We start from the raw sequence: 14,394 nt of genomic DNA on the forward strand, positions 1-14,394 counted from the left end.
TTAGAACAAGCTGTTGTCTGACACCTTGCGAGATACGTAATTCGCTGCGAACAGCAGAATCAGAGCGACGATCGATTTCGCCAGGCCAACCGCAGTCGAATAGGAATACCTCATTTGTCGAAGTCCCACTTTGTAGACATACGTGTCGATCGTTTCGCTTACATCCAGATTGAGCGGATTTTGCATAACCATAATTTGCTCAAAGCCTGTGTTCAAAATGGAGCTGATTGCGAAAATAAGCATGATCACCACCGTTCCTAGGATGGCGGGCAGTGTCACATACCACATCCGTTGAAACCTGCCGGCGCCGTCGATCTTGGCTGAATCATACATTTCCTGATCCACGCCCGCAATCGCTGCGATATAGATGATCGCTCCCCAGCCGATCCCTTTCAGAATTTCGGCACTCACCATGATGATCCAGAAGAGATGGGGCTTCGCAATGAAATTAATCGGTTCATCGATCACATGCAAGCTCATCAGAAGGAGATTGAGAATCCCATTCGAAGGCGACAGCACCGTCAAGACCAATCCTCCAAAAATGACCCACGAGACGAAATGAGGCAAATACGAAACCGTTTGCACAAAACGCTTGAAGCGCTTCTTATTCAGCTCATTCAGAAAGAGCGCAAATACGATCGGCGCCGGAAATCCAAGAAGCAAGCCAAGAAGATTCATCGCCAACGTATTTCGCAAAACGTTCAAGAAATTCGGATCACTTACAAATTCCTGAAAATGCTGAAATCCAATCCATGGTGAATGCATGACACCCAGGAAAAGATCGTAATCCTTAAATGCAATCAGAATGCCATACATCGGAACATACGAGAACACCAGCAGAAACAAAATTCCCGGCCATACCATGCTCTGCAGGGCGAACTGACTCTTAAACCGCAGCCAGCGGCTCGTCGCTGATGCGCGTGGTACTCGAGCATGTTGTTTCGCATTGACGGCTCCATCCACGACATTTTCCTCCCCGATTCACTGTCCCCCCGGTCTGCATCACCGGATGACAGCGTTCTCTTTATCGCTAACTACACTCCTGCTATAGCAATTCAGTTTCGAAAGCCTACTCTCACTATACATTCTGAAAGCGCTTATAAAAATATCCCCATTTTAGTTTTGATACCTTCATTTGGCCTCCACGCCCATCCCGAAAGGGATCCTTTGTCATCTGTCGAATACGTCCGTACAAACCTCTTTGGGAAAGAAGGGCTGCCTTTGCAACGCATGTTCCATACGATGAGTATCAAAAATAAAGTGACGCTCGCCTTTATCTGCTTCATCTTAATCCCCTTTAGTGTACTTGGTTTTTATACGTATCATCAATCTGACCGCTATGTGCAAGCTCAATTGCTTGCAAATGCACAAACAACGGTGAAACAGATTAAATATACGATTGAAAATAAAATCGACCTCATTGAAAGCGTTAGCAACAATATTACCTATAACTACCGGCTGCAGCAGTTTCTTGACGATCCCTATGCACCCGAGAGGGATTCGCTGAATACGTATTTCAGCTTCGCTGCACCGCTCGTGAACTATGCGATGCTCTTCCAAAAGATTAATATCCAAAAAATATCCATTTACATGAAGAACAATTCCATTCCGGAAGGCTTCGGCTCCTTCTATGCGGAACAGAAAATCCAGAAAGAGAGCTGGTATGCCCCCTTCACCGCCTCCGAGGCCAAATCGCTGTGGGTGCTGGACGCCAATCAAGCTGACGGAAGTGTGCTGTATCGCTACATTCAAAAAATGATCTCCATTGAAGGGCATGATCTGGGCATGACGATTGTCGACGTGCGTGCAGGGGATCTGCTTGAGCCCGCCGAGCGGTCAAACCTTGCGAATCTCCCTGTTTTGATCCTGGATGAGGGGCATAAGATCGTCTCCCGGAGCAATGCTGAGGCTTTGAAAGCACAGGGAGATCCCCCTCTCTCACTCTTCTCGGAAGGCTACGCCAAGCAAGGCGGCTTTTTATATGTCACGGATGCGATCAAAGAGGTTCAGCATGCCATCGTGCTCGCCATCCCGATCCCGCCGTTGCTGGGATCCTTGCAGGTCGCAACCAATCTTGTTTTTATATTCACCTTCATCGTGCTCCTGTTCGCGTTCTACTACATCCTCAAAATGACGCTAAGCAAAATGAAAACAAGCATTAAACAGATGGATACCGCCATTGAATCCGGATTTCACCCGATACCGATTGTGCGCAAGGACGAATTCGGCGTTATTACGGAGAAATTCAACATTCTGCTCAGCAAAATTTCCGTGCTCCTTAGCGACATGGTTAAGAGAGAGACCCTGCACAAAGACACGCAATTGATCGCCCTGCAGTCGCAGATCAACCCGCATTTTATCTACAATACGCTGGATATTTTCAGTGCCCGAATGGAGCTCGCCGGGCAATACGAGGTGTCCGATGCCATGGCCGACTTCGGTAAAATGATGCGCTACCATATGAACGGGCAAGCCAAGTTCGCCACATTGGCGGAAGAGCTGCGATTTTTGGAACAGTATCTAAGCTTGCAGAAGATCAAGTACGGCGATAGCATTCACTTTAAAATCAATGTGCCCGGCGAGCTGCTTGCTGTCCAGGTTCTGAAATTTATCCTGCAGCCGATTGTTGAGAATAGTGTTAAACATGGCTTTGCCAGACAGGACACGCTTCAGATCGAAGTGACCGTCGCACTGGAAAGAGAACAGATGCTCCTTATCCGGGTGAAAGATAACGGCTCGGGGATTCAGGCGGCACGGCTGGAGGAGATGAATGAGCAATTTCGCACCTCTGTATATTTGCCCAAGGGTGACCGGGACCGGGAGAGCATTGGCCTCGGCAATATCAATGAACGCTTGAAATTATTTTATGGGGAGCAGTTCCCTTTGCAGTTAACCGGCGCTGAAGGTGCGTTTACCGAAACTATTTTGACCCTGCCCTATGCGACAAGGACAATCGAGGAGGATCTACATGTACAAGGTGCTCATTATTGATGACGAGGAATGGATTGGGCAAGGCGTGAAAGCCAAGCTGGAACGGGCCAACGTCGGAGGGGTGACGCAAATCGAGGTCGCTGGCGGCGGCCTCCAAGGGATGGAAATGGCGTTAAACCTGCAACCCCACGTCATCATTACAGATATTCGCATGCCCGATGTCGATGGGATTCAAGTCATTCAGGAGCTTTCCAAGTCGCTCCCGCGCACGAAGTTTATTATGTTGAGCGGTTATGGCGATTATCCTTACGTTCGGGAGGCATTCAAATACGGCGCACAGGATTATCTGCTGAAGCCGGCGGCTTCCGATGAGCTTGGCAAGCAAGTGGAGACGGCCATCGCCGGAATTGAACTGGATCAGTTGGAAGACCGGTTGGCTAATCAAAATCGAACCGATGCCAAGGCGCTGCTTGCCGCTCGCCTGCCGCTGTTCATTCACGGCGCGAAACGCAATCGCCATGAAGCGGCAGAGCCCTCTTCCGCACAAGAGGCGGCCTCCGGGGTGAAACGCTCCGATTCCCTGCTCTCGCTGGAAACTTACTTTGAGCATCCCAACTTTGTGATGGCGATGCTCTCGTTCGGCGATATGACATTCAGCGAAGAGCATCTGGAATCCGTCCAGGATTGTATGCAAAGCCTTGTAGACGCGGAAGAGATGGAGGCTCATCTGCGCCATATCGCTTTTCATGATAGACAAGGGGACGTGTGTCTCGTATTTAATTATACTGCCACAGCACTCTCACTCGAGACGCTGGTCAACCTGCTTTCCCAAACTGTCGCCATGCTGAGAAAGGGCAAAGACAAGTCCCCCGTCGCCTCTGTCAGCCAGACCGGCAGGGGCATCGACGACCTTCCCCGTCTGTATAAACAAGCGCAGCAGGCCATGTCGGAGCGCATTCTTCGCCAGTCATGTGACGTAATCCAGACGATTGTTCCCCCGGGGCAGACGGGTACCTGGCTGCCCGCCAAGAAGGAAGTGGAAGAACTCAAGCAGGCTGCAGAGTCCCTGTATGTGGAGCAAATTCACGCATGGGTTGACCGCCATCTTCGCGATGAACTGCGCCCGAAGATGTCCTTGGAGCAGTTGAAAGCGATCTATGATGTGGTGCTCTCCGAAATCCATCGGCACGTCCATGATCGCTTCCTGCTCGATGAAGGCGAGCGAGCCGCTGCGTTCAACACGTTCCATACCTTAGACGAGCTTCGTCATTATTTAAAAAGCTACGCCACGGACACGAAACAACTCATCAGTGAGCAATCCGCGCTGGGCGACACGGTGATCACCGTCGCAGAAGCCATCGTTCGCGAGCATTATAACCGTGATCTTCAGCTCGCCGAAGTGGCTAATCGAGTGTCGATGAACTACTCGTATTTCAGCAAGCTTTTCAAAGAGCGCACGGGACTTACCTTTACAGCCTATTTAATCAAGGTGCGCATGGAAGAGGCAAAGCGGCTGCTCAAAGACCCCATCTTGCGCATCAATGAGATCTCCGAAAAAGTGGGGTATGGCAATCTGTATCATTTCTCTCGTGCTTTTAAAAATTATTTCGGCATCTCTCCAAAGGAGTACCGGAAAACGTTATAACAAAGAAACGAGCCCCAGTTCACCGAACTGGGGCTTGTTGACGTATTGGCTAAGCATAACAACGAATCTCATAGATCGCAGCCGACGGATCGCCGTTCGTCGCTTCGATCACCATGCGCAGCTTATCCGTATGAACCGGCTGCTCAAGCGTGTAGCGGCAGTGGCGCTGGTAATTGCCTTTCACTGCAAGCAACTGCTCCCATTCGCCGCCAACCCAAGCTTCGATTCGATAATCCCTCGGACATTGCGGATCCCGGTAAAAAGGCGCATATCCCCGATATTCCCATAACAAGCTGCCGGGGAACGAAACCTCAACCTGCCGAATCGTTTGCGGTACCTCCCAGCTCAGCGCCAGCCACTGCGGCAGCGGGAGGCGCGGATCGGAACGCCACAGGTTCGTATAGCGATACGGCCGAGTCACCCCGTTGATCACATGCTGCGGTGCATAAGCGTATTGGGCAGGCTCGGCGCGGAAGCTCCGGGTCGGGCCGTTCCAATCCCGGCGCATTTTCCCTTGCCCCATCTCATAGGCACAGGGCTGCCCCGGTACGATGCCGTCTGCGCAATGCCAGACGATGTTCGAATTGGCATGCAGATCCAAACGGACGAAGCTGCCGGCCTTGAGACCGTCTCGCACGCCCAGCCGCACATCCCAATCGATCCATTGATAATCGCCCGGCAAAACAAGCAGCTCTGTCGTTGCAAGCGTCGGCAGCTCATCCGTGCGGTAATCCCAAATGTGGTCGACAGGCACAATGACTGCCTTCACCGTCTGCGGGCCCCCGCTCCGATTCGTCAGGCATACCGAAACGCGGTCCAGCCTGCTTTCCGAGATTGCAATCCACTGCCCTTTGCGCTGGCGCAGCGCATCATCCTGCGGACCGAGCTCTCCGGCCGCCAGGAGATCCGCGCGCACTTCACCGCCCTGGCACACCGCTTCGCTGCTTGCCGTCACTTGCGCGCTGCGGGCGAGATCCAACTCGTCTTCATTGGACGAGTTCAGCAAAAAACACCCGTCGCGCAGCAGGGCCTGCTGCACGTCCCGGATCGCCTGGCTCGGCATATCAGCGAGTGCCAGCCCTTTGCGCAAAGCGATCGCTGCGGTCGTGCCAACCGCCTGTCCAACCAGCGCGGTTGTCCCCATGACACGCACCGTGCCTAACGCAGCGTGCGTCACCGAAATGTTGCGGCCGGCCATCATCAGGTTATCGACATCTTTGGCAATAGTCGATCGCAGAGGGATGCCGTAAGGGCCGCAGTAGCTTTTGACCATGTAATCCGAGGTTTCATTATAGCCTTCCGAGCTCGCATGCTCGCTCGTAGGCGCAAGCAGCCCGCCCGGCGTGTGCAGATCTAGGAACCAGCCGCCATAGGCGATCTCATCTTCAAAAACCGTATTGTTCAGCGGGTCATGCGAGGTCATCACATAGTGACCCATGATTCTGCGACTTTCCCGCTTACCCGGCACTTGACCGATCCAATCGATGGCATAATGAGCCGCAAGCTCTTTCGTAAGCGGATCTTTGTTCTTGATCCAGTCCCACACACCCAGCACATACCTCGTCAGCTCGTGGCGAATATCTTCGCTTTCGTAAATCGTGTCCCACGGCACGCCGATCTCGATCCACCAGTAACCGCCGCGCATGTCGTTGGGGTTCCGTCCCTGCTTATAGAAAAAGTCCGGATTATCCAGCTTCGCCGCCCAATCTGGCGCGGTGAAGGGAGCAGGACGACCAAGATCCTTCGTTTTAAAAAGAAGTGAACTCCCCATAACATCCCCGCTGGCTTCAGGCGGTGCATGCAGCTCGCCGAACTCCTCGCGTCCTTCCGAACCCATCCGCCACTGGCAGCCGGCCCGGTCCGCGACAATGCCATCGCCCGTACAGTCGATGAACACGTCCGCTGTGAGTTCGAGCTCAAGCTCGGCATTCGCCACATACCCGATAACCGACGCAATGTTGCGCGCATTCGCCATCCGAACATCCCGAATGGACGTGTTCAGATAAAAGGTCAAATTCTCGGTTCCCTGGGCCATATCGTACATCGTCATATCCCAGACACTGTTCGTCCAGCCGTTCTCGAACACCGTCTCATGATTGCGCGCGCGTTCCTCAATCAATAACTCCGAGATAATCCCGGTTTCCTTGGCATACACGTGAAAGGCAGCCGCACCGTGCGGGGTTACTCTGACCTCGGATGAGCTGTTGCCTCCAAAGACCGGGCGATCCTGCACGAGGCAGGTTCGCGCCCCTTGTCTAGCCGCAGCGACCGCCGCGCAAAAGCCCGCCAGTCCGCCGCCGCATACGACCACGTCATACTGCTCCGTTTTTCGCCGGTGGGTTCGTGCAGACATGGCCATCGTGCTTGTATCCTTGAAGTTTGTCGTCATGATTCCAATCTCCCTCATCTCATGCCACCTCGGATGAAACAAAGATGACAGCGTTTTCTTACCTCCTCTCCACTTTAGCTTCAGCCGTCACGCAATAAAATATCTCTATTTTTGATTTGATGCCTTCATTTTGTTCATACGCAGAAGGTTAGATGTCAAATTTGGACAACGTGTCGTGAAGCCCTTGAGATAATTGTTCCAATTTATCCGACAATTGAACCAATTTGTCACTGACCCTGCTTTGTTCAAGACCCTGAGCCGTCACTTCCTCCGAAGTCGCAAGCGACTCTTCCGCCACAGAACTGACATTCATCATCGTGTCGGATAGAATGACTTGCTTACTCTCCAAGGAGCTGACGGAATCGCTCACAGCGCCGAGCTGTTCGATAAAAGCCGCCATTTGCGAGGTGACTTGCCCGAAGATGACATTCGTATCTCGGACCGCTTGAAGCTGTGTTTTGAAAATAGGAGCGGCGCTTTCCAAAAGATTGAACGTTTCGTGCACCTCATTCTGAATATCGTTCATAATTTGCCCAACGACCCCAATGGAGTGACGCGATTGCTCCGCCAGACGACGAATTTCATCCGCCACAACCATGAAGCCTTTTCCCGCTTGCCCGGCGCGCACAGCTTCAATCCCGGCGTTCAACGACAAAATGTTCGTCTTTTTCATAATCTGATTCAGCATATCCAGAATGCTTTGGATCGACGTTGTGCTCTCTTTAAATGCGCCGACTTTCTTGATCAGCGTGGTGATCATCTCTTCCGTTCGGTTGGTATTGGCCATCAGGGCATCCATCTCATGGGCACCTTTTACGCCTGCCTCCTGCACACCCGCCGCCGCAGTGCCCATCATGAAATTCGCCTCCGTTACCTGCTTCATCTGCGTGCTGACATGTTCAGTCAGTGCATTGCCTTTCTCGGATTCCTGGGCGAGTCCCGTAGCCCCCGCCGAAATCTCCTCCATGGCAGATGCGATTTCGTCAGCGGCGGTTTTCGTCAACCGAGCGGAGTTCGCCAGTTCATTGGCGGTCTCAAGGACGTTGTGCGCCGTATCGCCGGATTGCCGGACAAGGTCGGCAAAATGCTGCATCATTTGATCAAAGCTGGCCCCTAGCTGCCCGACCTCATCCGCAGAGGTGTAATGGGCACGAACAGTGAGCTTGCCTTGCGCTCCTTGCTTCATGAGATCCCGCAGCTTTTGGATGGGGCGGACAATCACTCTGACTACCCAAATTCCGATTAATCCTGCGGCGATGACGGCACATAGGACAGCGACCAGCGTAAACTGAAAGATTTTATCTGCGGCCTCACGGACTAATAAGCCGATGGGAATATCACCAACCATGTTCCAGTCGGAGAGCGCCGAGTGATAATACACGACAATATGGTCATTCGCAGACGTGAACAACCCTCTTCCCGCATCTATCTGGGCGCCGGTCAAGGGAAGATTCGACGCTTTGCCCAACTCACCCGGCTTGAGCGTCGCGATATTGGTATTGGCTGAGTTTGTAATGCTCAGCTGACTGCCTTCGCCTAACGATAAGGAGTTCAGTTCATTGTTCAAAAGTTCTGTGCTCACTTCCATGACCAGCACACCCTTGGAACTTCCCTCCCCGTTCTTCATTACACGGCCAATCGCAAACGTATTGGGATAACTGCCCGAGTAGCCTTCCGCCTTGCTGTCCAGCCATTGGGTTTGATCGTTATTGTTCTTAATCGCTTGAAACCAATCCGTCTGCTCGACATTCTCCACCGCACTGTTGCTGCCGCTTCCCGTTAAAGCGATCAGCCGGCCGTCGGGCTGAAACAACAGCAAGGACGAAATCGATTTACCCGAAAAAGCAATAACGTTCAGCTTCTCCGTCAATTGCCCCGCAATCTCCATCGCCTGATAAGAGCCGGGCGGGAATTGCTGCGCCTTGGCCAATAGATTTTGCAGATCATTGTCCAGATTTAGTTGCAGCATAATATCTTCGAACGTTTTGTACATAAAATCGAGCTTCATGCCCGCTTGTGAAATGGTCTCTAGGCTGGATTGCGATACTTTCTTCTGAATGACATTCTTCGAGATGGAATAGGACAGCATCCCGCAGCTCAGCACAAACGAAACGATGCTGACAAAAAAAATGAGAAACAGCTTCATCCCGATCGATTTCATCGGAGATGTCAGCTTGATTCCCCTAAGCCCTTCAATTCCCAGTATCCGTCTTCTCTCCACTACCCGAATCCTCCTTATTTTTCTTGCCTGGAACGTTGTATTTGTCTAGTCCAGGGGCGAATTCAAGGTTTCGACAAAATATTCCAAAATACCTTTAAATTTCGAAACAAAATTTTATTTTGTATGAAAACAACAAAATTTTTATTCGGATTTGTTTGAATTTCCAAGGGGATCTAAAAAGCGTGAATTCTATTTGTAAAGGTTGCCACAGCGCTTATTTGCTTCATTTCTTAGTGAAATCATGCCATTTTAGACAAATAGCCGCTCTCACAACCGTTACAGTTTGCCATACCGTCTTTTGCCTGAAATAAGCTCGCTCACAACCGTTAGCCATGGTTTGGAGCTCAGACGAAGGCGATCGACAGAAAAAAAAGAAGACCTCACCCTCAGAAAATGGGTAGATGTCTTCTTTATCCAGCTCGGAAGCGTTCCATTTATCACCAAACAAGCGCCGACGCATGCCGCGGCCGCTCCACGCGGAACAGCTCGAGGTCCGGGTGTCCGCCATGCACAATCGCGGCCGCGACCAACTTCGCGGCAATCGCGCTGTACACGGTACCGTTGCCGCCGTAACCGAGCATGAAGTAGCTGTTGTCGAAGCCTTCCTGCTCCCCCACCATCGGCAGCCCGTCATGCGTGCTGCCGAAAGCGCCCGTCCAGCTGTACGCGACCTCCAGCTCCGGCATGTTCGGGAACAGCTCCTGCACGTTTTGGAGCAGGAGCTCGGTTTTGCGGGGGAGCATGCGCTCCCGCTCCTCCGGATCCGTGGTCGGCTCATCCAAGCCGCCCATTACGATCCGATTATCCGCCGTCGTGCGGATATACAGATAGGGGCGCGCCGTCTCCCAGATCAGGCTGCGCGCATGCCAGCCGTCGAACGAAGCGACCGGCTTGGTGGCCATCGCGAACGCACTTGTTAGCACGGCGTTAGGATTGCGCCTCAGCTCCTGCGTCTCATAGCCCGTGGCATAGACCGCATACTGCGCCCGAACGGCATGCCGGCCGGCGCGGAAGACGAGGCGCCCTTTTTCACCCGGCATCCGAAACACTTCGGTGTTGGCGAACACGCGCATGCCTTTTAAATAACTCGTCTCAATGAGCCCGTTCACCAGTTTAAACGGATTGACCTCCGCATCCCCTTGCGCATAGATCGCGCCCGGTTTCCGAAAGGAGTACTTCGCGGCAATCTGATCCTCCGTCCAAAAATCGACCGGAAAACCGTATTTTTGAAGCGCGCGGCATTCCTCCTGCAGCATGGCTACGTCCTCGGGGCAGCTTGCCACATAAAGACTCGGGCGGCGAGCAAATTCAGGACTGTACACCAATTGCGAGGAAATCGCCTCGAGGTCGTTCAATGCCTCCTGGCACAGCTGATAGAAGCGCAGCCCCTGCGCCTCGCCAAACGTGTTCAAGCAGGCGGTGAGCGATTTATCGTTGGAAAATTGCAAAAGCCCCGTGCTCGCAAAAGAACTCCCGTGGGCAACCGCCCTTTTATCAATCAGGACCGTGTCAATGCCGTGCTCCATCAGCAGGTACGACACCAGCGCCCCCGAATCGCCGGCGCCGATTACAAGCACCTCGCAGTCAATGTCCTCCTCCAGCTTCGGATACTCCCGAACATGCGGACACGTCGCCCGCCACACGGGCATTCCGGTATGCAAGTTCATATCGTCTTCTTTCCCTCCTGGACCGCAAATCCCTCATTCTGATTTCAGGATTCCCAGAACCGGGGGATGTATCCACAATGAAGAAGGACACGCAAGCACTCGCTCTCTCGCCCCAAGCTACTCGTTCAGCATAGCGGCCTGCCGTTTATAATGATCCTCCAGCACGAGACAAGCCATCGCCTCAACGACCGGCACAATCCGCGGACAAATGCAAGGATCGTGCCTACCGAAAGTCTGAATCGTCTGCTCGTCGCCGTGAACGTTCATCGTTTGCTGCGGGAGCGAAATCGACGACGTCGGCTTCACGGCGATCCGGAAAACGATCTCCTGCCCCGTGCTGATGCCGCCTAAAATGCCGCCTGCGTGGTTGCTGAGAAAACCGTCCCGGTTCATGCCGTCGTTATGCTCACTGCCCTGCATCGTCGCCGCCGCGAAGCCGGCTCCAAATTCAATGCCTTTGACGGCGCCGATGGAAAGCATCGCCTTCGCCAGCTCCGCGTCGAGCTTATCGAACGCGGGTTCACCGAGGCCCGGCATCACGCCGCGGATGCGGCATTCGACGATCCCACCGCTGCTGTCTCCAACAGCGGCCAGCTCTTCGATGTGCCGAATCATCGCTTCGGCCGCCTCAGGGTCGCAAGCTCTGACAGCGTTCTGTTCAATGACGCTCTCGTCAAAGGTGCCGCAGGCGATAGGCCCGATTTGCTTCGTATACGCCACAACCTGAACGCCTCGCCGTTCAAGCAGCTTGCGCGCGACAGCACCCCCGGCCACTCGCGCCGCCGTCTCTCTGCCCGAAGCCCGGCCGCTGCCCCGATGGTCGCGAATGCCGTACTTGTGCAAATACGTGTAATCGGCATGACCGGGACGGAAAGCGTGCTGAATATCGTCATACGCCGAAGGACGCATGTCCTGGTTATGCAGCATGACGAACAGCGGGGTGCCGGTTGTCCGGCCCTCAAAGACACCGGATAAAATATGAATCGTATCGTATTCCTTACGAGATGTCGTCACCGAGGACTGCCCCGGCTTGCGGCGATCCATCTGTTTTTGGATATAAGCTTCGTCCAGTTCGACGCCCGGCGTTACGCCGTCCACGATCACGCCGACCGCGGCGCCGTGCGACTCCCCGAAGGTTGTAATTTTAAATATATCGCCAAATGTGTTGCCTGCCATGCTCCTTCATCTCCCTTGTTAAGCTTCGCTAATCTGCGCGCCGATTGCGCCCAGGCGCGCCCAGTAGTCCGGACACGTCTTCGACACGCACCCCGGATCGGTAATCCGGATGCCGCCTGCCCGCAGCCCGATCAACGATAGCGCCATCGCCATGCGATGGTCATCGTAGGAATCGAGCAGCGCCGGGCTTGGTGCTCCCGGATACACCGTCAAGCCGTCCGGATGCTCATCCACCTGAATGCCAAGCTTCCGCAGCTCCGTGCAGATCGCCGCGATGCGGTCGCATTCATGATGCCGGATATGAGCTGCACCCGTAAGCGTCACCGGCGCGTCGGCGAAAACCGCCAGCGCAGCAACCGTCAGCGTCTGATCCGACGATTTGCGCATGCTGCGGGTAAAACCGCCTTTAAGCTGCGCCGTCCCGTGCACCTCGACAAAGCCGTCGCCCCGCTGCACGGTGCAGCCCATCTGCTCCAGCACGTCCAGCAGCTCGATGTCCGGCTGCCGCGTCATCGCCGCATCGACGCCTTCGATGCGCACGCGCCCCGCTGTCAGCGCCGCGGCCGCCCAGAAATAACCGCACGTGGAGACGTCCGACTCCAGTTCAATTGATTGCGCCCCGTACTGGCCCTGCGGAACGGCAAAGGACTGCCCATCGCTCGCGGATTGCACCGCGATGCCAAAGGCTTTCATCATATCCAGCGTCAACTGGATATAGTCGCGCTGCACGACCTCGCCGTCAATCGTGACGGTCAGCGGTGTTTGCGCATAAGGCGCGGCCAGCAGCACCCCGGAGATAAACTGGCTCGACGTCGAGCCCGGCAGCGTCACTTCCCCGCCTCGCAGCCCCTGCGCCTCGAGCTTGAACGGCAGGCACGCGTCCTTGTCCGTGTAGGTGAGCGATGCCCCTTGCGACGCCAAAGCCTGAAGCAGCGGCGCCATCGGCCGCTCCTGCATGCGCCGGCTTCCGCGCAGCGTCCAGCTTCCTAGCCCTGTGGCCAGCGCTCCCGGCAAGAATCGGGCCACAGTCCCCGCTGCGCCTACGTAAAGTTCGCCCGTCGGGATCGGCCACTGGCCTCCGCAGCCGTCCACATATGCGGTATCCCCTTCGACCTCCACGGAGATCCCCAGCTTAGTGAGCGCATCGATGCACCAGTAGGCATCATCGCTTTTTAGTATCCCCTTTAGCTCCGACCGTCCTTCAGCTAATGCGGCGATAATGAGCGCCCGGTTCGTTAAGCTTTTGCTGCCGGGCATGCGCAGCGTGGCGTTTACCCTTCCTTGCGGAGGATAGACGGCCACCTCGTGTATATGGCGATTTGGCGACCAAGGCGAGCGGGCTTCCAAATCAGGTTGATGCAGACTCATGGTTTCCACCTCTTTTTTGTCAATGTGATGTACTCCGATTATAATGAGAATATTGGAATAAATGAAATTGTAATTTCATCACTTTGTCATAGAGGAGTTCTATATCATATGATCAACCTGGAATGGTATCGTATTTTCCTGCATACCGCCCACTGCCGCAATCTCACCAAAGCCGCTCAAGAACTGCACATCACGCAGCCCTCCGTGAGCTATGCCATCAAGCAGATGGAAGAAGCGTTGGGGGTCACGTTATTCCACAGGCGGTCCAAGGGTGTCGAGCTGACGGAGGAAGGGCAGGCCTTGCTGTCATACGTGGAGCAATCTTTCGCCATGCTGGACTCCGGACACAAGCACCTCCGCAACCTCAAGCAGCTGCAGGAAGGCGAAATTCGCATCGGCGCCAGCGATTCGCTGATCAAGCATCTGCTGCTCCCTCACCTGAACGCGTATCACAGCTTGCATCCCGGGATTCGCATTCGCTTGTCCCACGGGAAGACACCTGAGCTTGTACAGCGGTTAAAAGACGGCGACATCGACTGCGCCGTGATCAATCTGCCTCTGGAGGACGCGCAGTTGGAGGTGTATGTGCTGGACGAGTCGGAGGACTGTATTGTCGTGGGCGCAGCATACCGCGAGCTGGCGGAACGCGTGCTGTCCGTACCGGAATTGATCCGGCTGCCGCTCATTCTGCTGTCACCGGGCAGCAGCACCCGACGTGCGGTTGAGCACTGGTTCGCGGCCAAAGGACTGACGGTTACGCCGGATATAGAATTAGGGAATGTCGATCTGCTGGCGGAGTTCGCCAAAATGGGGTATGGCGCAGCTTGGACCAGCAAAGCCTTCGTGCAGGAGGAACTCGAGAGCGGCTCGTTGTTTGAGCTTCGGCTGGACGAGCCGCTCCCGGTTCGAAGCATCGGCTTTGCGCTGCGCCGGGATCAGCGGCTGTCGCTGGCGGCGGTTAGCTTTGCGGAGATGATGCAACAACGTCCGAAATAAG

Annotated in this window: 9 protein-coding genes; 3 read left to right on the top strand and 6 right to left on the bottom strand. The window is 54.3% G+C overall.

Annotated features, from left to right (window positions below; genetic code table 11):
• Positions 1 to 963, bottom strand: coding sequence for an ABC transporter permease (locus EJQ19_RS23000; RefSeq protein WP_241243048.1), 963 nt, complete (start codon positions 961 to 963; stop codon positions 1 to 3).
• 267 nt (positions 964 to 1,230) lie between these two features.
• On the opposite strand from EJQ19_RS23000, the gene EJQ19_RS23005 reads away from it, so the two are divergent.
• Together EJQ19_RS23005 and EJQ19_RS23010 are read left to right on the top strand one after the other, a co-directional pair.
• The gene (locus EJQ19_RS23005) at positions 1,231 to 2,991 is read left to right on the top strand and encodes a cache domain-containing sensor histidine kinase (RefSeq protein WP_241243054.1); all 1,761 of its coding nucleotides are present in this window, start codon (positions 1,231 to 1,233) and stop codon (positions 2,989 to 2,991) included.
• A complete protein-coding gene (locus EJQ19_RS23010; RefSeq protein ID WP_164716681.1) occupies positions 2,969 to 4,576 on the top strand; it encodes a helix-turn-helix domain-containing protein in 1,608 nt (535 codons plus the stop codon). Before EJQ19_RS23005 ends, EJQ19_RS23010 begins: the two co-directional genes overlap by 23 nt.
• Positions 4,577 to 4,625: 49 nt before the next feature.
• Here EJQ19_RS23010 and EJQ19_RS23015 read toward each other — a convergent pair whose 3' ends face one another.
• From EJQ19_RS23015 to aroA, 5 genes are all read right to left on the bottom strand, one after another.
• The gene (locus EJQ19_RS23015; RefSeq protein ID WP_206438472.1) at positions 4,626 to 6,965 is read right to left on the bottom strand and encodes an FAD-dependent oxidoreductase; all 2,340 of its coding nucleotides are present in this window, start codon (positions 6,963 to 6,965) and stop codon (positions 4,626 to 4,628) included.
• Positions 6,966 to 7,113: 148 nt separating this feature from the next.
• The gene (locus tag EJQ19_RS23020) at positions 7,114 to 9,186 is read right to left on the bottom strand and encodes a methyl-accepting chemotaxis protein (protein ID WP_126143583.1); all 2,073 of its coding nucleotides are present in this window, start codon (positions 9,184 to 9,186) and stop codon (positions 7,114 to 7,116) included.
• A gap of 437 nt (positions 9,187 to 9,623) precedes the next feature.
• A complete protein-coding gene (locus EJQ19_RS23025) occupies positions 9,624 to 10,853 on the bottom strand; it encodes an NAD(P)/FAD-dependent oxidoreductase (protein ID WP_126143584.1) in 1,230 nt (409 codons plus the stop codon).
• A gap of 117 nt (positions 10,854 to 10,970) precedes the next feature.
• Positions 10,971 to 12,029, bottom strand: a complete 1,059-nt coding sequence (aroC, locus tag EJQ19_RS23030; protein ID WP_126143585.1) for a chorismate synthase — start codon at positions 12,027 to 12,029, stop codon at positions 10,971 to 10,973.
• An 18-nt stretch (positions 12,030 to 12,047) separates the two neighbouring features.
• Entirely contained in the window at positions 12,048 to 13,397 is a 1,350-nt protein-coding gene (gene aroA / locus EJQ19_RS23035; protein WP_126143586.1) for a 3-phosphoshikimate 1-carboxyvinyltransferase, read from the bottom strand.
• Between the two features lie 108 nt (positions 13,398 to 13,505).
• Here aroA and EJQ19_RS23040 point away from each other — a divergent pair, with 108 nt between their 5' ends.
• Positions 13,506 to 14,393, top strand: a complete 888-nt coding sequence (locus tag EJQ19_RS23040; RefSeq protein WP_126143587.1) for a LysR family transcriptional regulator — start codon at positions 13,506 to 13,508, stop codon at positions 14,391 to 14,393.
• The last annotated feature ends 1 nt before the right edge of the window (position 14,394 follow it).

Origin of the sequence: Paenibacillus whitsoniae (genome assembly GCF_003955665.1) — a bacterium.
Taxonomy (GTDB): domain Bacteria; phylum Bacillota; class Bacilli; order Paenibacillales; family NBRC-103111; genus Paenibacillus_E; species Paenibacillus_E whitsoniae.

Excerpts from the sequence above, each read along its gene's own strand:
- EJQ19_RS23010 (WP_164716681.1), top strand. The coding sequence starts at position 2,969 with ATGTACAAGGTGCTCATTATTGATGACGAGGAATGGATTGGGCAAGGC.
- EJQ19_RS23015 (WP_206438472.1), bottom strand. The coding sequence starts at position 6,965 with ATGACGACAAACTTCAAGGATACAAGCACGATGGCCATGTCTGCACGA.
- EJQ19_RS23005 (WP_241243054.1), top strand. The coding sequence starts at position 1,231 with ATGTTCCATACGATGAGTATCAAAAATAAAGTGACGCTCGCCTTTATC.
- aroC (WP_126143585.1), bottom strand. The coding sequence starts at position 12,029 with ATGGCAGGCAACACATTTGGCGATATATTTAAAATTACAACCTTCGGG.
- EJQ19_RS23025 (WP_126143584.1), bottom strand. The coding sequence starts at position 10,853 with ATGAACTTGCATACCGGAATGCCCGTGTGGCGGGCGACGTGTCCGCAT.
- EJQ19_RS23040 (WP_126143587.1), top strand. The coding sequence starts at position 13,506 with ATGATCAACCTGGAATGGTATCGTATTTTCCTGCATACCGCCCACTGC.
- aroA (WP_126143586.1), bottom strand. The coding sequence starts at position 13,397 with ATGAGTCTGCATCAACCTGATTTGGAAGCCCGCTCGCCTTGGTCGCCA.